Annotated in this window: 22 protein-coding genes and 1 pseudogene; 19 read left to right on the top strand and 4 right to left on the bottom strand. The window is 67.7% G+C overall.

Annotation, left to right across the window (positions count from 1 at the left end; all coding sequences use genetic code 11):
• From VBO01S_RS25850 to VBO01S_RS25785, 14 genes are all read left to right on the top strand, one after another.
• On the top strand, nucleotides 1-316 hold a 316-nt coding region (locus VBO01S_RS25850), incomplete at its 5' end, for a DUF4115 domain-containing protein (RefSeq protein ID WP_157627461.1).
• Complete coding sequence (gene ispG / locus VBO01S_RS25845; protein WP_062480770.1) at nucleotides 313-1593, top strand: flavodoxin-dependent (E)-4-hydroxy-3-methylbut-2-enyl-diphosphate synthase; 1281 nt, start codon at nucleotides 313-315, stop codon at nucleotides 1591-1593. The genes VBO01S_RS25850 and ispG, both read left to right, overlap by 4 nt.
• Before the next feature lie 15 nt (nucleotides 1594-1608).
• Entirely contained in the window at nucleotides 1609-2919 is a 1311-nt protein-coding gene (gene hisS, locus VBO01S_RS25840) for a histidine--tRNA ligase (RefSeq protein ID WP_062480769.1), read from the top strand.
• A 6-nt stretch (nucleotides 2920-2925) separates the two neighbouring features.
• Nucleotides 2926-3618, top strand: coding sequence for a YfgM family protein (locus VBO01S_RS25835; RefSeq protein ID WP_062480767.1), 693 nt, complete (start codon nucleotides 2926-2928; stop codon nucleotides 3616-3618).
• A 12-nt stretch (nucleotides 3619-3630) separates the two neighbouring features.
• Nucleotides 3631-4773 (top strand): outer membrane protein assembly factor BamB, encoded by a 1143-nt coding sequence (gene bamB, locus VBO01S_RS25830; protein ID WP_062480765.1) that lies wholly within the window; start codon nucleotides 3631-3633, stop codon nucleotides 4771-4773.
• 66 nt (nucleotides 4774-4839) lie between these two features.
• Nucleotides 4840-6183 carry a ribosome biogenesis GTPase Der gene (der, locus tag VBO01S_RS25825; protein ID WP_062480763.1) on the top strand — a complete coding sequence of 448 codons (1344 nt, stop codon included), beginning with the start codon at nucleotides 4840-4842 and terminating at the stop codon, nucleotides 6181-6183.
• 164 nt (nucleotides 6184-6347) lie between these two features.
• Nucleotides 6348-6593, top strand: coding sequence for an RNA chaperone Hfq (gene hfq, locus VBO01S_RS25820; protein WP_056582504.1), 246 nt, complete (start codon nucleotides 6348-6350; stop codon nucleotides 6591-6593).
• A 53-nt stretch (nucleotides 6594-6646) separates the two neighbouring features.
• A complete protein-coding gene (gene hflX / locus VBO01S_RS25815; protein ID WP_062480761.1) occupies nucleotides 6647-7816 on the top strand; it encodes a GTPase HflX in 1170 nt (389 codons plus the stop codon).
• Nucleotides 7817-7890: 74 nt separating this feature from the next.
• Entirely contained in the window at nucleotides 7891-9267 is a 1377-nt protein-coding gene (gene hflK, locus VBO01S_RS25810; RefSeq protein ID WP_062480759.1) for an FtsH protease activity modulator HflK, read from the top strand.
• A gap of 17 nt (nucleotides 9268-9284) precedes the next feature.
• Nucleotides 9285-10172, top strand: a complete 888-nt coding sequence (gene hflC / locus VBO01S_RS25805; protein ID WP_062480758.1) for a protease modulator HflC — start codon at nucleotides 9285-9287, stop codon at nucleotides 10170-10172.
• 37 nt (nucleotides 10173-10209) lie between these two features.
• Nucleotides 10210-10398 carry a DUF2065 domain-containing protein gene (locus tag VBO01S_RS25800; RefSeq protein ID WP_062480756.1) on the top strand — a complete coding sequence of 63 codons (189 nt, stop codon included), beginning with the start codon at nucleotides 10210-10212 and terminating at the stop codon, nucleotides 10396-10398.
• 44 nt (nucleotides 10399-10442) lie between these two features.
• Nucleotides 10443-11603 carry an ATP phosphoribosyltransferase regulatory subunit gene (locus tag VBO01S_RS25795; protein WP_062480754.1) on the top strand — a complete coding sequence of 387 codons (1161 nt, stop codon included), beginning with the start codon at nucleotides 10443-10445 and terminating at the stop codon, nucleotides 11601-11603.
• Nucleotides 11604-11625: 22 nt separating this feature from the next.
• Entirely contained in the window at nucleotides 11626-12957 is a 1332-nt protein-coding gene (locus tag VBO01S_RS25790; protein ID WP_062480752.1) for an adenylosuccinate synthase, read from the top strand.
• Nucleotides 12958-12975: 18 nt separating this feature from the next.
• Entirely contained in the window at nucleotides 12976-13500 is a 525-nt protein-coding gene (locus VBO01S_RS25785; RefSeq protein ID WP_062480750.1) for a phosphoribosyltransferase, read from the top strand.
• Nucleotides 13501-13531: 31 nt separating this feature from the next.
• Here the strand turns inward: VBO01S_RS25785 and VBO01S_RS25780 are convergent, their stop codons facing one another.
• The 3 genes from VBO01S_RS25780 to VBO01S_RS25770 form a co-directional block, all read right to left on the bottom strand.
• Nucleotides 13532-14002, bottom strand: a complete 471-nt coding sequence (locus VBO01S_RS25780; RefSeq protein WP_062480749.1) for a VOC family protein — start codon at nucleotides 14000-14002, stop codon at nucleotides 13532-13534.
• Between the two features lie 75 nt (nucleotides 14003-14077).
• Complete coding sequence (locus VBO01S_RS25775) at nucleotides 14078-14959, bottom strand: helix-turn-helix domain-containing protein (protein WP_062480747.1); 882 nt, start codon at nucleotides 14957-14959, stop codon at nucleotides 14078-14080.
• A gap of 79 nt (nucleotides 14960-15038) precedes the next feature.
• A complete protein-coding gene (locus tag VBO01S_RS25770; RefSeq protein ID WP_062480745.1) occupies nucleotides 15039-15794 on the bottom strand; it encodes a M48 family metallopeptidase in 756 nt (251 codons plus the stop codon).
• A gap of 134 nt (nucleotides 15795-15928) precedes the next feature.
• Between VBO01S_RS25770 and VBO01S_RS25765 the strand changes: the two genes are divergently transcribed.
• The 3 genes from VBO01S_RS25765 (at nucleotide 15929) to VBO01S_RS25755 (ending at nucleotide 18368) form a co-directional block, all read left to right on the top strand.
• Nucleotides 15929-17122 (top strand): PLP-dependent transferase, encoded by a 1194-nt coding sequence (locus VBO01S_RS25765; protein WP_062480743.1) that lies wholly within the window; start codon nucleotides 15929-15931, stop codon nucleotides 17120-17122.
• A gap of 6 nt (nucleotides 17123-17128) precedes the next feature.
• Nucleotides 17129-18094: a hypothetical protein gene (locus VBO01S_RS25760; RefSeq protein ID WP_062480741.1), complete on the top strand. Its 966-nt coding sequence runs from the start codon at nucleotides 17129-17131 to the stop codon at nucleotides 18092-18094.
• A gap of 70 nt (nucleotides 18095-18164) precedes the next feature.
• Nucleotides 18165-18368, top strand: coding sequence for a hypothetical protein (locus tag VBO01S_RS25755; protein WP_062480739.1), 204 nt, complete (start codon nucleotides 18165-18167; stop codon nucleotides 18366-18368).
• Nucleotides 18369-18461: 93 nt separating this feature from the next.
• Here the strand turns inward: VBO01S_RS25755 and VBO01S_RS25750 are convergent, their stop codons facing one another.
• The gene (locus VBO01S_RS25750; RefSeq protein WP_255221200.1) at nucleotides 18462-19097 is read right to left on the bottom strand and encodes an arylesterase; all 636 of its coding nucleotides are present in this window, start codon (nucleotides 19095-19097) and stop codon (nucleotides 18462-18464) included.
• Between the two features lie 36 nt (nucleotides 19098-19133).
• Between VBO01S_RS25750 and VBO01S_RS25745 the strand changes: the two genes are divergently transcribed.
• Together VBO01S_RS25745 and VBO01S_RS25740 are read left to right on the top strand one after the other, a co-directional pair.
• Entirely contained in the window at nucleotides 19134-19856 is a 723-nt protein-coding gene (locus VBO01S_RS25745; protein ID WP_062480734.1) for an ABC transporter ATP-binding protein, read from the top strand.
• Nucleotides 19857-19916: 60 nt separating this feature from the next.
• Nucleotides 19917-20152: pseudogene (locus tag VBO01S_RS25740) on the top strand (hypothetical protein); the annotation flags it as partial.

Here is a 20152-nt window from a genome sequence, read left to right as displayed (position 1 = left end):
CGTGGCGGCTGCTGCGCCAACCGCCCCGGCTTCCGCGCCCCTCGCGGCCGTCGCCAACACCAGCGCCGCCAGCAGCCAGCAGCTCGTCTTCGTGGCGCGCGAGGAATGCTGGATCACCGTCACCGAGGCCGGTGGCAAGCAACTGCTGCGCCGCAGCCTGCAGGTCGGCGAGACCGTCGGGCTGTCCGGCACGCTGCCGCTGTCCGTGGTGGTGGGGCGTGCATCGGCCGTCGATGTGCAGGTGAACGGAAAGCCCTACGATCTGAAGCCTGTCACCCGCGGAGGCGGCGTGGCGCGTTTCGAGGTGAAATCGTGACAACCGACTGCACTCCCCAACCCATCGAATCGGCGGCGCCGAAGGCGCGCCGCTCGCGCCAGGCCAGCGTGGTCTGGGGTCCGCGCATCGTCACGGTGGGCGGCGACGCGCCCGTGCGCGTGCAGTCGATGACCAACACCGACACGGTCGACGCCATCGGCACCGCGATCCAGGTCAAGGAACTCGCCATTGCGGGCTCCGAGATGGTCCGCATCACCGTCAACACGCCCGAGGCCGCCGCGCAGGTGCCCTACATCCGCGAGCAGCTCGACCGCATGGGCATCGACGTGCCGCTGATCGGCGACTTCCACTACAACGGCCACCGCCTGCTCACCGACTATCCGGCCTGCGCCGAGGCCCTGAGCAAGTACCGCATCAACCCCGGCAACGTGGGCAAGGGCGACAAGAAGGACAAGCAGTTCGGCCAGATGATCGACGCGGCCATGCGTTGGAACAAGCCGGTGCGCATCGGCGTGAACTGGGGCAGCCTCGACCAGGAACTGCTCGCCAGCCTGATGGACACCAACAGCCAGCGCGCCGAGCCCTGGGATGCCAAGCAGGTGATGTACGAGGCGCTGATCACCTCGGCCATCGAATCCGCGAAGCTGGCCGAGTCGATGGGCATGGCCGGCAACCAGGTCATCCTGTCGTGCAAGGTGAGCGGCGTGCAGGACCTGATCTCGGTCTACCGCGAACTCGCGAAGCGCTGCGACAACCCGCTGCACCTGGGCCTGACCGAAGCCGGTATGGGCACCAAGGGCACGGTGGCCTCGGCCACGGCGCTGTCGATCCTGCTGCAGGAAGGCATCGGCGACACGATCCGCGTGTCGCTCACGCCGCAGCCGGGCGAGTCGCGCACGCAGGAAGTGCTGATCGCCAACGAAATCCTCCAGGCCCTGGGCCTGCGCGTGTTCGTGCCGAGCGTCACGGCCTGTCCGGGCTGTGGCCGCACCACCAGCACCACGTTCCAGGAGCTGGCCAAGCAGATCGACGACTACCTGCGCCTGCAGATGCCGGTCTGGCGCAAGAAGTACCCCGGTGTCGAGACGCTGAAGGTGGCCGTCATGGGCTGCATCGTCAACGGCCCCGGCGAGAGCAAGCACGCCGACATCGGCATCAGCCTGCCCGGCACGGGCGAAGCGCCGGCCGCGCCGGTCTTCATCGACGGCGAAAAGGCCCTCACGCTGCGCGGCGACAATATCGCCAACGAGTTCCACCAGCTCGTCGAAACCTACATCGAAAAGCGCTTCGGCAGCGAACACGCTGTCTTGGCCTGACACCTCCGCAGACTCATGGCTGAAAAACTGAATGCCGTCAAAGGCATGAACGACATATTGCCGCCCGAATCGGCGCGCTGGGAGTGGCTCGAAGCCACCGTGCGCGAGCTGATGGGGCGCTATGCGTACCGCAACGTCCGCACCCCGATCCTGGAGCACACGGCGCTGTTCGTGCGCGGCATCGGCGAGGTGACGGACATCGTCGAGAAGGAGATGTACGCCTTCGAAGACCGTTCGGACAAGCATGGGCAGGCGGAGCATCTGGCGATGCGCCCGGAGAACACGGCCGGCCTCGTGCGCGCCGTGATCGAGCACAACATGCTCTACGAAGGCCCCAAGCGCCTTTGGTACACGGGCCCGATGTTCCGCCGCGAAAAGCCGCAGCGCGGGCGCTTCCGCCAGTTCCACCAGATCGGCGCCGAGGCGCTCGGTTTTGCCGGACCCGATGTCGACGCCGAACTGATCCTGCTGGCCACCGCGCTGTGGAAGGCCATCGGCCTGACCGACGTGCGCCTGGAACTCAACAGCCTGGGTCAGCCGGCCGAGCGCGCGCTGCACCGCGCCCAGCTCATCGCCCACTTCGAGCAGCACGCCGACAAGCTCGACGAGGACGGCAAGCGCCGCCTGCACAGCAACCCGCTGCGCATCCTCGACACGAAGAACCCGGCCATGAAAGAGGTGGTCGAGTCGGCGCCGAAGCTGATCGACTTCCTCGGTGCCGAATCGCTGGCGCACTTCGAGGGGCTGCAGGCCATCCTCAAGGCCAACGACATCGCCTTCACGATCAACCCGCGCCTCGTGCGCGGGCTCGACTACTACAACCTCACGGTGTTCGAGTTCGTGACCGACCGCCTCGGCGCGCAGGGCACGGTGTGCGCCGGCGGCCGCTACGACGACCTCATCGCGCAGATCGGCGGCAAGCCGGCGCCCGCCGTGGGCTGGGCCATCGGCGTCGAGCGCGTGCTCGACCTGCTGAAAGAGCAGGGCGCCGAAGTGCCGGCACCGGTGCCCGATGTCTATGCCATCGTGCCCGACGCCGCTTCGATGCCCGTCGTGCTGCGCGCCTTGCAGCAGCTGCGCGAAACCGGCGTGCGCGTGCAGATGCACGCCAGCACCGCCGAGGGCCTGGCGAGCTTCAAGGCGCAGATGCGCAAGGCGGACGCCAGCGGTGCCACCTACGCGCTGATCTTCGGCGCCGATGAACTTGCGCGCGGTGAAGTGACTCTCAAGGCCTTGCGCGACGCCAGCGTCGCGCAGTCCGCCCGTTCACTTGCTGAAGTGACCACCTGGGCCGCCACCCTACAATCGCCGGCTCCCAACCTCTGACAGCGCATGGCCACCCATCTCGACCTCGAAGAACAGGAACAGCTCGACCAGCTCAAGCATTTCTGGAACACCTACGGCACCCTGATCACCTGGGCTGTGCTGCTCGTCGCCGGCGCCTTCGTGGCCTGGAACGGCTGGCAGTACTACCAGCGCACCAAGGCTGCCCAGGCCGCGGCCCTCTATGACGAGGTCGAGCGCAGCACGCAGTCGGGCGACGTCGAGCGCATCCAGCGCGTGATGACCGACATGAAGGACCGTTTCGCTGGCACCGCCTACGCGCAGCAAGCCGGCCTGCTGGTCGCCAAGACGCTGTTCGACAAGGGCAATGCCGACGGCTCGCGCGCGGCGCTGGGCTGGGTGGCGCAGAACGCCGTCGACCCGGGTTACCAGGCCATCGCCAAGCTGCGGCTCGCGGCCGAGCTGCTCGACGCCAAGTCCTATGACGACGCGCTCAAGCAACTCGACGGCAAGGTGCCGACCGAATTCGAACCGCTGGTGGCCGACCGCAAGGGCGACATCTACATGGCGCAAGGCAAGCGCGACGAGGCGCAGGCCGAGTACCGCAAGGCCTGGACCGGCCTGGGCGCCGGCTCGGACTACCGCCGGCTGGTCGAGATCAAGCTCAACGCGGTCGGTGTCGACCCGAAGACCCTGGCGCCGACCGTCACCGTGACGCCCGCCGTCCCCAAGAACTCCTGATCGCACACCCTCATGAATTTCAAGCGTTTCATGCCTGAATCGACCGCCCTGCGCGCGGGTTCTGCTCTTGTTCTGGTAGCGCTCCTGGCCGCCTGCTCGGGCTCCGGCAAGCCCAAGCCCGCCGAACTGCCGGCCAACCCGTCCCTGATGGGCGTGCGCCAGGCCTGGAACGTGCGGATTCCGGGCGTCGAATTCCCGCTCACCGCCGATGTCAGCGGTGACATCGTGACCGTGGCCGGCAGCGACGGCACGGTCGTCGCCATCGATGCCCGCGCCGGTCGCGAAACCTGGCGCGCCAGCGCCGGCGCGCCGCTGGCGGCCGGTGTCGGCAGCGACGGTTCGCTGACGGCCGTGGTCACCACCAACAACGAAGTGGTCGCCATCGAAAACGGCAAGGTGCTGTGGAAGCAGCGCCTGTCGGCCCAGGCTTTCACCGCTCCGCTGGTGGCTGGCCGCCGCGTCTTCGTGCAGACCGCCGACCGCAGCGTCAGCGCCTGGGACGGCCAGAGCGGCCGTCGCCTGTGGCAGCAGCAGCGTCCGGGCGAAAACCTCGTGCTGCGCAAGTCGGGCGTGCTGATCGCGGTGGGCGACACGCTGGTCGCCGGTCTGGGCGGCCGACTCGTCGGCATGAACCCCGGCAACGGCAGCTCGCGCTGGGAAGCCCCCATTGCCGCGCCGCGCGGTACCAACGACGTGGAACGCCTGGTCGACCTGACCGGCAGCGTGAGCCGCTACGGCGACACGGTCTGCGCACGCGCCTACTACGCCAGCGTCGGCTGCGTTGACACGCTGCGCGGCCAGCTGCTCTGGAGCAAGCCGGCCTCGGGTGCCGACGGCGTGAGCGGCGACGAGCGCTTTCTCTATGGCACCGAGTCGGATGGCAGCGTCACCGCCTGGCGTCGCGCCGACGGCGAACGCGCCTGGCAGATGAGTCGCCTGAAGAACCGCGAACTGACAGCGCCGCTGGCCGTGGGCCGCTCGCTGATCATCGGCGAGAGCACCGGCACGCTGCACTTCGTGTCGCGCGAAGACGGTGCGCTGCTCAACCGCGTCACGCCCGACGGCTCGGCCATCACCGTGACGCCGGTCCTGGCCGGCAACACGGTGGTTGTCGTGACCGCCAAGGGTGGCGTGTTCGGTTACCGCCCTGAATAATCATTTTTTGTCTTTCTCTTACTTCCAAGGCCCGACCATGAAAACCGCGCCATCGAAAGGCCGGCCATGAAGCCGGTCGTGGCCCTGGTCGGCCGTCCCAACGTCGGCAAGTCGACGCTCTTCAACCGCCTGACCCAGACGCGCGACGCCATCGTCGCCGACTTCGCCGGCCTCACGCGCGACCGTCACTACGGCAACGGCCGCCTGGGCAAGCACGAGTTCATCGTGATCGACACCGGCGGCTTCGAGCCAGATGCCGGCAGCGGCATCTACAAGGAAATGGCCAAGCAGACGCGCCAGGCCGTGGCCGAGGCCGACGTCGTGATCTTCGTGGTCGATGCCCGCGAAGGCCTCTCGGCGCAAGACCACGACATCGCCAACGAGCTGCGCCGGCTGGGCAAGCCCTGCGTGCTGGCGGCCAACAAGGCCGAAGGCATGCACGACGGCACCAAGCTGGTCGACTTCTACGAGCTGGGCTTCGGCGACGTGCACGGCGTGTCCGCGGCGCACGGGCAGGGCATGCGCGACCTGGTCGAACTGGCGCTCGCGCCGCTGAACCTGGCCGATCCGGACGACGAGGAAGACGAAGACGACGTCAACAAGCCGATCAAGCTGGCCGTGGCCGGCCGGCCCAACGTCGGCAAGTCGACGCTGATCAACACCTGGCTGGGCGAAGAGCGCTTGGTGGCCTTCGACATGCCCGGCACGACGCGCGACGCCATCTCGGTGCCCTTCGAGCGCAACGGCCAGCGCTTCGAACTGATCGACACCGCCGGCCTGCGCCGCAAGGGCCGGGTGTTCGAGGCGATCGAGAAGTTCTCGGTGGTCAAGACGCTGCAGGCCATCGAATCGGCCAACGTCGTGCTGCTGCTGCTCGACGCCACGCAGGGCGTGACCGACCAGGACGCGCACATCGCCGGCTACATCCTCGAAAGCGGACGTGCCGTGGTGATCGCCATCAACAAGTGGGACGCGGTCGACAGCTACCAGCGCGAGCAGATCCAGCGGCAGATCGAAACCCGCCTGCCGTTCCTGAAGTTCGCGTCATTGCATTTCATCTCGGCCATCAAGCGCCAGGGCCTGGGCCCGGTGTGGCAGGCCATTGCGCAGGCCCACAAGTCGGCCACGCGCAAGATGTCGACGCCGGTGCTGACGCGCCTGCTGCTGGAGGCGGTGCAATTCCAGGCGCCCCAGCGCGGTGGCATGTTCCGGCCCAAGCTGCGCTATGCGCACCAGGGCGGCATGAATCCACCCGTGATCATCATTCACGGCAATTCGCTGGAGCATGTGACCGACGCCTACAAGCGTTTCCTGGAAGGGCGTTTCCGCAAGGAATTCGACCTCGTGGGCACGCCCTTGCGGATCCAGTTCAAAAGCTCGCAGAATCCGTTCGTGGACAAGGACAACTGAGGGCGCTTGGCTGCCGATGGCAGCCGTTGAGCCGCAGCAGGAGCGGAAGTTCCGTCTTTTGAGAACCGTTATTTTCTCAAGGCTTTTGACCCCGATTGCTGCGGCGCAGAAACCCTGTGTTAAGGTCATCTCTCCAACAACTACTCTTGAACACGGAGAATATCGTGAGCAATAAAGGGCAACTTCTGCAAGACCCGTTTCTGAACACCTTGCGTCGCGAGCATGTGCCGGTTTCCATTTATTTGGTGAACGGCATCAAGCTGCAAGGCCAGATCGAGTCCTTCGATCAATACGTCGTGTTGCTCCGCAATACAGTGACGCAAATGGTCTACAAGCACGCCATTTCCACCATCGTGCCGGGTCGTGCCGTCAACTTCTCGGCCAACGAGAACGACGACGCCGCCGCCTGATCGCGCGGAGCGCGGCGGCAACCCCGCCGCGCTTTTTCCATATCTGATTCCGCTTGTCTGATTCGATCCCCCGCCAGGAAGGCGCCGCCGTTCTCGTCGGTGTCGATTTCGGGCTGCCCCATTTCGACAGCGAGCTCGAAGAACTCGGCCTGCTCGCACAAACCGCGGGCCTGACGCCCGTTGCCCGCCTGGCCTGCAAGCGCAAGGCGCCCGATGCGGCGCTGTTTGTCGGCAGCGGCAAGGCCGAAGAGATCAAGGAGCTCGCCGCCATGCACAGGGCGAGCGAGGTCATCTTCGACCAGTCCTTGAGCCCTGCGCAGCAGCGCAACCTCGAGCGCCAGCTCGATGTCGCGGTGTATGACCGCACCTTCCTCATTCTCGAGATCTTCGCCCAGCGCGCCCGCTCGCACGAAGGCAAGCTGCAGGTCGAGCTGGCTCGCCTGCAGTATCTGAGCACGCGGCTGGTCCGCCGCTGGTCCCACCTGGAGCGCCAGACCGGCGGTGCAGGTGTGCGCGGCGGCCCCGGCGAGAAGCAGATCGAGCTCGACCGCCGCATGATCAACGAGTCGATCAAGCGCACGCGCGAGCGCCTGGCCAAGGTGCAGAAGCAGCGCAGCACGCAGCGCCGCCAGCGCGAGCGCCGCGAGACCTTCAACATCTCGCTCGTCGGCTACACCAACGCGGGCAAATCGTCGATCTTCAATGCGATGGTCAAGGCCCGCGCCTATGCGGCCGACCAGCTGTTCGCCACGCTCGACACCACCACGCGCTACCTCTACCTGGGCGATGCGCGCCGGCAGGTGTCGATCTCCGACACCGTGGGCTTCATCCGCGACCTGCCGCACGGCCTGGTCGACGCGTTCAAGGCCACCTTGCAGGAGGCGGTCGATGCCGACCTGCTGCTGCACGTGATCGATGCCTCCAACCCGCACTATCCCGAGCAGATGGCCGAGGTCCAGTCGGTGCTGCAGGACATCGGCGCAGGCGACGTGCCGCAACTGCTGGTGTTCAACAAGCTCGACGCTCTTGAAAGCGCGCAACATCCGCTGCATCTGCAGGACGAGATGGAAATCGACGGCGTGCAGGTTCCCCGCATCTTCCTCAGCGCCAGGACCGGTGAAGGCCTGCCGTTGCTGCGGGCCGAGCTGGCCCGGCAGTCGGGTTCCGTCGCCGATACGATGTCCCCTGAGGCGGACGCTGAATTGCACGATGCGGCCCCTTGATTGGGCACAATCCCGCCACTGACACGAGAACGAAGCGAATGAATGCAAAGCCAGCGCGGAGAGGGTTTCTGGGCATGTTCAACCTGAACGATGGCCGATGGGGTCGCGGCGACGAGCCGTCCTCCAACGGCGACCGCCCGGCCGGCAACCGGCCGCCCGATGCCGATCCCCCCGGCGCCCCGATCCCGCCGCCTTCGAGCGGCAACCAGAGCAACAACGGCAACGGCAATCGCCCGCGCGGCCAGGGCCCGAACCAGGGTCCGCCCGACCTCGACGAACTCTGGCGCGACCTCAATCGCAAGCTCGGCGGTTTCTTCGGCGGTGGCAAGGGTGGCGGCAATCGCCCCAACGGCACCGGCGGCGGTGGCGGCAACGGCTACAAGCCTGACATGAAGAATGCCGGCTTCGGCATCGGCCTCGTGGCCGCCGTGGCGGTCCTGATCTGGCTCGGCACCGGCTTCTTCATCGTGAACGAAGGCCAGCAGGCCGTGGTCACGCAGTTCGGTCGCTACAAATCGACGGTGAACGCCGGCTTCAACTGGCGCCTGCCGTACCCCATTCAACGCCACGAAGTGGTGGTGACCACGCAGATCCGTTCCACCGACGTGGGCCGCGACGCCATCGTGCGTTCCACCGGCCTGCGCGAATCGGCCATGCTGACCGAAGACGAGAACATCGTCGAAATCAAGTTCGCCGTGCAGTACCGCCTGAGCGATGCGCGCGCCTGGCTCTACGAGAGCAAGTCGCCCGCTGAAACCATCGTGCAGGTGGCCGAAAGCTCCGTGCGCGAAGTGGTCGGCAAGATGAAGATGGACGCGGCACTCGCCGAAGAACGCGACCAGATCGCCCCCCGCGTGCGCGCACTGATGCAGACCATCCTCGACCGCTATAAGGTCGGCGTCGAAGTCGTCGGCATCAACCTGCAGCAGGGCGGCGTGCGTCCGCCCGAGCAGGTGCAGGCCGCCTTCGACGACGTGCTCAAGGCCGGCCAGGAACGCGAACGCGCCAAGAACGACGCCGAGGCCTACGCCAACAACGTCGTGCCGCTGGCCACCGGTACCTCGTCGCGCCTGAAGGAAGAGTCCGAGGCCTACAAGGCCCGCATCGTGGCGCAGGCACAAGGTGACGCAGGTCGCTTCAGCTCGGTGCTGACCGAGTACCAGAAGGCGCCGCAGGTGACGCGCGACCGCATGTACACCGACGCCATGCAGCAGATCTACGCCAGCACGACCAAGGTGCTGGTCGACAGCAAGCAGGGCTCCAACCTGCTGTACCTGCCGCTCGACAAGCTGATGCAGCAAGGCGGCGGCAACACAGCCACGCCCGTGGACGCCGCCAGCCCCAGCGTGGCCGGCACCGCACCGACCCAGTCGTCGGTGATCCCGGTGGCGCCCGCCACCACCGACGTGCGCGCCCGTGACGGCCGCTCGCGTGACCGCGACGTGCGCTGAGAAAGGCCCGGAACAACATGAACAGAATCGGTTTCATCGCCACCTCGGTCCTCGTCCTGCTCGTGCTGCTGAGCTCGACCCTCTTCGTGGTCGACCAGCGCCAGTTCGGCGTGGTCTATGCCCTCGGCCAGATCAAGCAGGTCATCACCGAGCCCGGCCTCAACTTCAAGCTGCCGCCGCCGTTCCAGAACGTGTCGTACATCGACAAGCGCCTGCTGACGCTCTCGAGCCTCGACACCGAGCCCATGCTCACCGCTGAAAAGCAGCGCGTGGTGATCGACTGGTACGTGCGCTGGCGCATCTCCGACCCGCAGGCCTACATCCGCAACGTCGGCCTCGACGAGAACGCGGGCGCCATGCAGCTGAACCGCGTGGTGCGCAATGCCTTCCAGGAAAACATCAACAAGCGCACCGTGCGCGACCTGATCTCGGTGCGCCGCGAGGCCCTGATGGCCGACGTGCAGCGCGAAGTGCTGGCCGTGGTGAAGGGTGCCAAGCCCTGGGGCGTCGACGTGGTCGACGTGCGCATCACCCGCGTCGACTACGTGGAAGCCATCACCGAATCGGTCTACCGCCGCATGGAAGCCGAGCGCAAGCGCGTGGCCAACGAGCTGCGCTCCACCGGCACGGCCGAAGGCGAGAAGATCCGCGCGGACGCCGACCGCCAGCGCGAAGTGATCGTGGCGAACGCCTACCGCGACGCCCAGAAGATCAAGGGCGAGGGCGATGCCCAGGCTGCCGCGACCTACAGCGAGGCCTTCGGCCGCGATCCGCAGTTCGCCCAGTTCTATCGCAGCCTCGAGGCCTACAAGCAGAGCTTCAACAAGAAGAGCGACGTGATGGTGCTCGACCCGTCCTCGGACTTCTTCCGCGCCATGCAGAGCTCCGGTTCGGCGCGCAAGTAACAACAGGCCGTCCGTTTCCGCTGTCCTGCCTGGAGCCGTGAGCGCCGACACCTTCTGGAGCGCGTTGGCGCTGGTCCTGGTGATCGAAGGCATCCTGCCTTTCGTCTCGCCGGGCGGGTGGCGGCGCGGCTTCAGCCAACTGCTGCAGCTGCGCGATGGCCAGCTGCGTTTCTTCGGTCTTTGCAGCATCCTGCTGGGTTTGGTACTGCTCTGGGTTCTGGGGTAGCTCGGGCCCGGTAGAATCCCGGTTTAACCACGCCCCCGATCCCCATGTCCGCCTGGGTCCTCCCGGATCACATTGCCGATGTGCTGCCCTCCGAGGCGCGCCACATCGAAGAACTTCGACGCCAGCTGCTCGATACCGCCCGTGGCTATGGCTACGAGCTGGTGATGCCGCCGCTGCTCGAGCACCTGGAGTCGCTGCTTTCGGGCACCGGCGAAGCGCTCGACCTCCAAACCTTCAAGCTCGTCGACCAGCTCTCCGGTCGCAGCATGGGCCTGCGTGCCGACACCACCCCCCAGGTGGCGCGCATCGACGCCCACCTGCTGAACCGCGACGGCGTGGCGCGCCTGTGCTACTGCGGCCCGGTGGTCCATACCCGGCCCGACCGCCCGCACGCCACCCGCGAGCCGCTGCAGTTCGGCTCCGAGATCTATGGTCACGCCGGCCTCGAAGCCGACACCGAAACCCTGCTGCTGGCACTCGACTGCCTCGATGCCGCCGGCCTGCGCGACGGCGTGATCGTCGACCTGGCCGACGCCCGCATCGTGCGCGCGCTGTTCGCCGGCGTGCCGGTCGATGCCGCCGCGATCGCCCGCGTGCACGCCGCGCTGGCCGCCAAGGACGCGAGCGAGCTGCAGGCGCTCACCAAGGATTTCCCCGCCGCATCACGCGACGGCCTGCGCGCCCTCGTGGGCCTGTACGGCGATGTGGCCGTGCTCGACGAGGCCGCAAAGGCCCTGAAGGGCACGCCCACCGTGGCCGCGGCACTGGCCGACCTGAAGCAACTCGCCGCCGGCCTGAACGGCACGGCAGGGCGCCAGATCAGCTTCGACCTGGCCGACCTGCGCGGCTACGCCTACTACAGTGGCATGCGTTTCGGCATCTACGTGCCGGGCGCGGCCGACTCGCTGGTGCGCGGTGGCCGCTACGACGAGGTGGGCGCCGTGTTCGGCCGCAACCGTCCGGCCGTCGGCTTCAGCCTCGATGTGCGCGAACTCGTCGGCGTGCTGCCGGCGCGTCCGCTGCGCGCCGCCATCCGTGCGCCCTGGAGCGACGCGGCCGGCCTGCGCGAGGCCATCGCCCAACTGCGCAAGGCCGGCGAAACGGTTGTCTGCGTGCTGCCCGGACATGGCAGCGAAATCGATGAATTCCATTGCGACCGCGAGCTCGTCGAGCAGGCCGGCCAATGGAGTGTCCGAGCGATCTGAATTTTTAAGCAATGGAACGAGCATGAGCGTAACCACCGGAAGAAACGTGGTCGTCGTCGGGACCCAGTGGGGCGACGAAGGCAAGGGCAAGCTGGTTGACTGGCTGACGGAAAGCGCCCAGGGCGTGGTCCGTTTCCAGGGCGGCCACAACGCGGGCCACACGCTGGTCATCAACGGCGTGAAGACGGCGCTGCACCTGATCCCGAGCGGCATCATGCGGCCCGGCGTCAAGTGCTACATCGGCAACGGCGTGGTGCTGTCGGCCGCCAAGCTCTTCGAGGAAATCGAAGGCCTGGAGAAAGCCGGCGTCGAAGTGCGTTCGCGCCTGCGCATCAGCGAGGCCTGCCCGCTGATCCTGCCGTTCCACGCTGCGCTGGACATCGCGCGCGAGGCCTACCGTGAAAAGGGCGGCATCGAGAAGATCGGCACCACCGGCCGCGGCATCGGCCCGGCCTACGAAGACAAGATCGCCCGCCGCGCGCTGCGCGTGCAGGACCTGAAGCACCCCGAGCGCTTCGCGGCCAAGCTGCGCGTGCTGCTCGAGCTGCACAACCACGTGCTGACCCAGGTGCTGGGCGCGCCCGCCATCGACTACGACACCGTGTTCGACGAGGCCATGCGCCACGCCGCGCTGCTCAAGCCCATGATGGCCGACGTGTCGCGCGAGCTGAACGACGCCCACAAGGCCGGCGCCAACCTGCTGTTCGAAGGCGCGCAGGGCACGCTGCTCGACGTCGACCACGGCACCTACCCGTACGTCACCTCGAGCAACTGCGTGGCCGGCAACGCCGCCGCCGGTTCGGGCGTGGGCCCGGGCATGCTGCACTACGTGCTGGGCATCACCAAGGCCTACTGCACCCGCGTGGGCGGCGGTCCGTTCCCCACCGAGCTCGACTGGGCCACGCCGGGCACCCCCGGCTACCACATGAGCACCGTGGGCGCCGAAAAGGGCGTGACCACCGGCCGCAGCCGCCGTTGCGGCTGGTTCGACGCCGCGCTGCTCAAGCGCTCAGCGCAGGTCAACGGCCTGTCGGGCCTGTGCATCACCAAGCTGGACGTGCTCGACGGCCTCGAAAAGCTCGAGCTGTGCACCGGCTACGAACTCGACGGCGAAACCACCGACATCCTGCCGATGGGCGCGGACGAGATCGAGCGCTGTACGCCGATCTACGAAACGCTCGAAGGCTGGACCGAAAGCACCGTGGGCGTCACGCAGTACGACAAGTTGCCGGTCAATGCGCGGCTGTACCTGCAGCGCATCGAGCAGGTCACCGGCGTGCCGATCCACATGGTGTCCACGAGCCCTGATCGCGACCACACGATCATGATGCGCCACCCCTACCTCGCAGACTGAACAGGAACGAACCAGACCATGTTGACCGAAGACGGCAAACATCTCTACGTCAGCTACGACGAGTACCACAACCTGATCGAGAAGCTCGCGATCAAGGTGCACCAGTCGGGCTGGGAGTTCGACACCATCCTGTGCCTGGCGCGCGGCGGCATGCGCCCGGGCGATGTGCTCTCGCGCATCTTCGACAAGCCGCTGGCGATCATGTCGACCAGCTCCTACCGCGCCGACGCCGGCACGATCCAGGGTCATCTCGACATCGCCCGCTACATCACGACCCCCAAGGGCGAGATCGCCGGCAAGGTGCTGCTGGTGGACGACCTGGCCGATTCGGGCCACACGCTGCACGCCGTGATGGACATGCTGCGCAACAACTACCAGCCGATCACCGAGCTGCGCAGCGCGGTCATCTGGACCAAGGCGCTGTCGACCTTCACGCCCGACTACTCGGTCGAGTTCCTGGCCACCAACCCGTGGATCCACCAGCCCTTCGAGGGCTACGACTCGCTCGGCGCCGAGAAGCTGATCGAGAAGTGGTCGGTCTGACGACCGGCCCTGGCACCACCGGCCGGCGCGCTCAGCTGCTGCTGCAGCTGCCGCCGCCGGGGGTGTCGAACATCGCGGTGTAGCGCCGCTGCATTTCCTCCGGCGTCAGCTTCTCGATGCTGTGCCCCACGTTCCACCGGTGACCGAAGGGGTCGCGGAAGACGCCGGAACGCTCCCCATAGAACTGATCCTGCGGTGCCATGTCCAGCGTGGCGCCGGCGGCGACCGCGCGCGCGACCAGCGCGTCGGCATCGTCCACATGCAAATGCAGCGAGACCGCGCTGCCGCCGAGCGCCTTGGGCGAGCGGATGTTGAACTCGGCGAACTCGTCCGAGATCATCAGGATCGCGCCGTTGTGAAAGTCCAGCTCGACGTGCCCGATGCGGCCGCTGGGCTCGGTCAGTCGAAAGATTTCCTTCACCTCGAACACGTGGCAATAGAAGTCGACGGCGGCGGCGGCGTTGTCGACGCAGAGGTACGGAAACAACTCGTGGATGGCCATGGCGGGACCTGCCTTTCTTTCTGGAATCGGGTGTTGAAACGGGGACCGTGGCGCCGATTCTGCGCAGCCCCGGCGCTAGCGTCTTGAAGGAAATTGACCTGCCGCGCCGACAGCCGGCACATGACGCGGCGACGTCGCACCCGTCTGCCGCCAGGCCTGCGGCGACAGGCCGGCCAGCGCCGAGAACTCGCGGCTCAGGTGCGCCTGGTCGCTGTAGCCCGCTGCGAGCGCGATGTCGGCCCAGGCGCGCGCAGGAGCGTCGGCGGCCAGCGCCAGCACGCGGTCGAAGCGCATCACGCGGGCGTATTCCTTGGGCGCGAGCCCGACCGCCGTGCGGAACAGCGCGATGAAGCGCCGGTGGCTGTAGCCGCTGCGCGCCACCAGCGTGGCGATCGACGCGGGCGTGTCGCGCGTCATCTGGCCCAGCGAGGCGGCCACGGCCGGGTGCAGGCCGCGCGGGCTGGTGCGGGGCAGGGCGGTAGCGGCCAAGCGCCGGGTCAGCAGGGCCTCGAACACGTCCAGTTGCCGGGCCGGGTCGTCGGACGATGCATGCAGCTGTTCGAGTGCGTCGGCGGTCTGCCGCTCGCCCCACAGCGCGTCGAGCGGCGTGTGGCGACCACTCAGAGCGTCTTCAGGTGCGCCGAGCAGTAGCCGGGCGGCACCGGGGTGCAATTGCGCGCCGACCGAGCGTGTGGCCACCGACACATCGCGCAGGTAGAACGCGGCGCGCGCACCGCCGACGATGGCATGGCCGACCGTGTGGCCGCGCAGGTCGCGCGTGTCGTCGAAGAGTCGCAGCGGCGGCCCTGAAAGCCGGAACACCAGGTGCATGCCGCCCGTGGGCAGCACGTGCTCGCGGGCGCCGGTGCGTGTGTCAGGTGTGCCCTCGGGCGCCGAGGCCCACAGCAGCCGCAGGAAGGGCCGCAGATGAGGGGACGGGGGCCGCGTCAGCTGCATGGCGCGACGGGCCCCGGCAAGGGCGGGCGGGTGAGCATCGGCGCATTGTGCGCCGAGCAGCCGCCCGGGCCCAGGCTGCTTACTTGCTCGTTGCGAGGCGCTTCTGGATGTTGGCCGCGCGGTCGCCGGAAGCGGGGTGCGAGCTGAGCATCGAGCTCTTGCCGCCGTCGAGCTTGGCCAGCTTCTGGAACGCGGTGACGAGGCCTTCGCGCTTGAGCTTCTGCGTGGTCAGCAGGTCGAAGGCGTAGTTGTCCGAGTCGGTTTCCTGCGACTGCGAGAACTGCGCGTTGACCAGCTTCTCGGCGAAGTCGCCGATCTGCGAGGACGACAGCTGCGTGATCGCCGCATTGCCCGTAGCGCCGGCCAGGCCGCGCGCGGCCGACACGGCGTAGGCGGTCTGCATGGCCTTCTTGCTGTGGCCCAGGGCGACGTGGCCGATCTCGTGGCCGATGATGCCGCGCAGCTCGTCGTCGTTCATGAGGTCCATGAGGCCGCTGTAGACGCGGATGCAGCCGTTGCCCATGGCCCAGGCGTTCACGTCCTTCGTGAGGTAGACCTTGTAGCTGGCGGGCTGGCCGCCGATGGTGGTGGGCAGGCCCTGGCGCACACGCTCCAGGCGCTTGCTGTAGGCATCGGCGGGGCCCGCGACCTTGGAGCTCTTGTCGAGCTCGGCGCAGGACTGGTTGGCCAGTGCCTGCACGTCGCCGTCGGTGAGCGACATGGCCTTGAAGGCGCTGCCGCCGGCGCCCGCGAGCGCGTTGGAATCCAGGTTCTTCATGCCGCCGCAGGCGGACAGGGCCGCAGCGGCCGTGATGGTGATGAGCAGATGACGCATCGAGAAAATCCTCCCTTTATTTTCGGAGGGGCAACTCTATCCGCAATGCGCGTGCGATCCGGCCAAGGCCGTCGACATCGAACGGAGAATGTCACGGCCGTCGAGGGTTCCTCGCGGGGCGCTAGCATCGGCACATGAGCAAGCCTTCCACGACCCTGATCCACCATCCCTACACGCCGCCGGCCACCTTCGCTGCGCCGCAGCCCGGCGTGTTCAAGGCCTCGACCGTGTTCTTCGCCGACGTCGCCGCGATGCGTGCGCGCGACTGGAAGACCAAGGCCGGCTACACCTACGGCCTGCACGGCACGCCCACCACCTTCACGCTCGAGGAGCGCCTGGCCACGCTCGAAGGCGGCACCGAATGCCTGCTGGTGCCCAGCGGGCTGGCCGCGATCTCGCTGGTCTCGTTCGCGTTCCTGAAGACCGGCGACGAGGTGCTGATTCCCGACAACGCCTACGGCCCGACCAAGGCGCTGGCCACCGGCGAGCTCGCCAACTTCGGCATCACGCACCGCCTGTACGACGCGATGAACCCGTCCGACCTGGAAGCCAAGCTCTCGCACCGCACGCGGCTGGTGTGGCTCGAAGCGGCCGGCTCGGTGACGATGGAGTTCCCCAACCTGCCGGCGCTGGCTGAAATCTGCCGCGAGCGCGGCGTGATGACCGCGCTGGACAACACCTGGGGCGCGGGCCTGGCCTTCGCGCCCTTCGATTTCAACGGCACGGGGCAGGGCGTCGACGTGTCGGTGCACGCGCTCACCAAGTACCCCAGCGGCGGTGGCGACGTGCTGATGGGCAGCGTCGTCACGCGCGACGAGCGCCTGCACCGCGCGCTCAAGCTCACCCACATGCGCACCGGCTTCGGCATCGGCGTGGGCGACGTCGAGACCCTGCTGCGTTCGCTGCCGAGCATGGCGCTGCGCTACGCCGCGCACGACCGCGCGGCGCGCGAGCTGGCCGGCTGGCTCAACGGCTGCGAGGAGATCGCGCAGGTGCTGCACCCTGCGCTCGAGGATTCGCCGGGCCACGCCAACTGGCGCGCGCTGTGCGGCGCCACCGACCTGGCCGCGGGCCTGTTCTCGGTGGTGTTCGACGAGCGCTTCAGCACCGAGCAGGTCGACCGTTTCTGCGACAGCCTGAAGCTCTTCCGCCTCGGCTATTCGTGGGGCGGCCCGATCAGCCTCGTCGTGCCCTACGACATCGGCCTGATGCGCGACGCCAGCGTGGCCCGCTGGCCCTACAAGGGCACGCTGGTGCGTTTCTCGGTCGGCCTGGAGGATGTGGACGACCTGCGTGCCGACCTGCAGCAGGCGCTGCTGCAGATGTAGGCGCTGTTGCGCGCCGTGGGCAGGAAACACCGCAAGAGCCAGCGTGTCGGGCCGCCGGCTGCGCGCGATGCGGCGGCGCCCGCGTCACGCGCCGTCGCGTCGCGGGTGCTGGACGTGCCCGCGCAGGTGCTGGAGGCACTTGCACGGTCCGGCCCGCTGGAAGGCGTGCCCGACCTGCGCGGTACGCGGCTCTTCATCGGTGGCTTCGTGGCGTTTTTCGCGTTGATCGCGGCAGGGCTCGTCGCCGCCGTGATGCTCGAGGAGGACTGGTCCAACGCGCGCGGCAACGAAGCGATCCTGCTGCTGCTCGGACTGCTCCTCTTTGGGGCGCTGGGCGGCGGCATCTGGTATTTGCTGCGCCAGTTTCCGCGCGTGGGCGAGGGAATGCTGCGGATCGACGCGAACGGCATGTGCTGGGGCGATCCGGCATCGCCGCAGGTGGTGCGTTGGCACGAGGTGTGCCGTGCACGCGTGGGTTTCCATGACGTGAAGACCGAGTTCGTATCGAGCGAAGCCATCGTCAAGCGGCTGGTGTTCCAGCAGGTGACGCAGGGTGGCGAACCCACGGAGATCCGGCTGCCCCTGGCGCTGACCGTCGACACCGGCCGTGTCCTTCGCTTTCGCAACCGGGCCGTGCTGCTGCGTGCGCTGTTGCTGCACCTGGCCACCCAGCCGAGGCCACGCCTGCGCTTCGACGCCGAGGTGTTCATCGATGCCGGCATCGACCCGCAAACCTGGGCGCCTATGCCCGCCCCGAGGCGCTGGATGTGGCTGTCATCGCTCGCCGGGCTGTTGCCGGTGCTGGCCGTGATCGTTCTCTGGCCGATGGGCGAACACATCGGATGGATGGTGGCCGCGTCGGTCCTGGCCCTGGTGGCCGGCGCAGGGGCCATGGGCTGGTTCATGCACCAGCGTTATCCGGGTTTGCAAGGTGTGTTCGAGTTCGAAACGGCCGCCGGCGCCGCGTCTTGAGACTGCACCGTTATCGCTTACAGTAGGCTGAAGCGCAGTCACCCTGACTGCCTCGCCTGAAGGAGAAGCAGTGGCAACACCCAATTACGGCTACGAGAAGCGCCAGAAAGAGCTGGCCAAGAAGAAAAAGAAGGAAGAAAAGCTCCGGGAGAAGGCGAACCGCAAGCTCAATCCGAGCAGCGACGGGCTGGCCCCCGGAGACCCGGAGACCGACGTGGCATCGCTCGAACGCGATCCCCCCACGGCGCCCGAGTTGCCGACCAAGAACGGATGACCCCTCGTTCCTGGCACCCCTGAAAACAGAAAAGCCGCTGCAGGCGCAGGCCTGCGGCGGCTTTTTCTTTGGGGCGCGCGCAAGGAGGCGAGGCTACTTGGGCAGCAGCTTGCGCAGCTCCGGCCAGACGTTGTCCAGGATCTGCGGCTGCGCCGCGGCGGTCGGGTGGATGCGGTCGGACTGGAACAGCGTCATGGCGTCGGGCGCATCGGCCACGCCCTTGAGCAGGAAGGGCACCAGCGCCGACTTCGTCGCGCCCGCCACCTTCGCGAACACGGCCTCGAAGCGCCGCGTGTAGTCGCCGCCGTAGTTCGGCGGCACCTGGATGCCGACGATCAGCACACGCGCGCCCGCGGCCTGCGCGGCCTTGGTGATCTGCAGCAGGTTGTCTTCGGTGTTCGACAGCGGCAGGCCGCGCAGGGCGTCGTTGGCGCCCAGCTCCAGCACCACGTGGCTGGGCTTGTGCTGCGCCAGCAGGGCGGGGAAGCGGGCGCGACCGCCGGAACTGGTGTCGCCGCTGATGCTGGCGTTGACCACCGAGGCCGCGATCTTCTGCTGCGCAAGCCTTTTTTCCAGCAAGGGTACCCAGCCTTCGCCGCGCTTGAGGCCGTACTCTGCGCTCAGCGAATCACCGAGCACGAGGATCACCGGCTTGCCGGCCGATGCCGTCTGTGCCTGGGCCGCAGCACCCGTCCATGCCCCCGCGCTGCCGAGCGCGGCGGTGGTCAAGATAAAGTCACGTCGATTCAAAACGAAAAGCCTTTCATGTCCCAACCCCCGTCTGATGCCATTGTCGCCGTCGAGCATGTCTTCAAGTCCGTCACCGACTCGGCCGGCACGCTGGACATTCTGCAGGACATCCATTTCACCCTGGGCGCGCGGGAAACCGCCGCCATCGTCGGCGCCTCGGGCTCCGGCAAGAGCACCTTGCTGTCGATCATTGCCGGGCTGGACACGCCCACGCGCGGCACCGTGAAGCTGGCGGGCGACGACATCTTCGCCATCGACGAGGACGAGCGCGCCGCGCTGCGCGCCCAGCGCGTGGGCTTCGTGTTCCAGAGCTTCCAGCTCCTGGGCAACCTGAGCGCGCTCGAGAACGTCATGCTGCCGCTAGAGCTGGCCAACCGCAAGGACGCGCGCAAGGCCGCCACCGAGATGCTGGGCCGCGTCGGCCTCGGGCAGCGTCTGGGCCACTACCCGAAGGTGCTGTCGGGCGGCGAGCAGCAGCGCGTGGCGCTGGCGCGGGCCTTCGTGGTGCAGCCGGCCCTGCTGCTGGCCGACGAGCCCACCGGCAGCCTCGACTTTGCCACCGGCGAGCAGGTCATGAAACTCATGTTCGACCTGAACCGCGAGCTGGGAACCACGCTGGTGCTGGTCACGCACGACCGCAGCATCGCCTCGCAGTGCGAACGGCGCATCACCATCGAAGCCGGGCGCGTGGCGCTCAACGAAAAAACACCCGAATCGACCGTCGCTCAGGCCGCCTGAGCCAGCAAAAAAGACAGCGCCCGGCTCCCGCGGCGCTCCCCTGAACACAGAGGAGAGTTCATGACCCAGCTTCCCCCCGAGGCCATCGCCGCCCTGGAGCGCGGCAACCTGATCGAGGCGATCAAGATCGTGCGCGAGCGCACTGGCATGGACCTCAAGTCGTCCAAGGAGGCCGTCGAGCGCTATGCCCACAGTGGCGCGGTCGCCGCCGGTGCGCCGGCCGACTGGCAGGAAGGCGACTGGGGCCGGGGCGACGCAGGGGGCGAGACGGGCGGCATGCAGGGCAACGGCCCCGC

The sequence above is a fragment of the Variovorax boronicumulans NBRC 103145 genome, from assembly GCF_001591345.1.
GTDB lineage: Bacteria > Pseudomonadota > Gammaproteobacteria > Burkholderiales > Burkholderiaceae_C > Variovorax > Variovorax boronicumulans.
The sequence above is the reverse complement of the archived record's forward strand: the minus strand, read 5'-3'. Positions and strand labels throughout refer to the sequence as shown.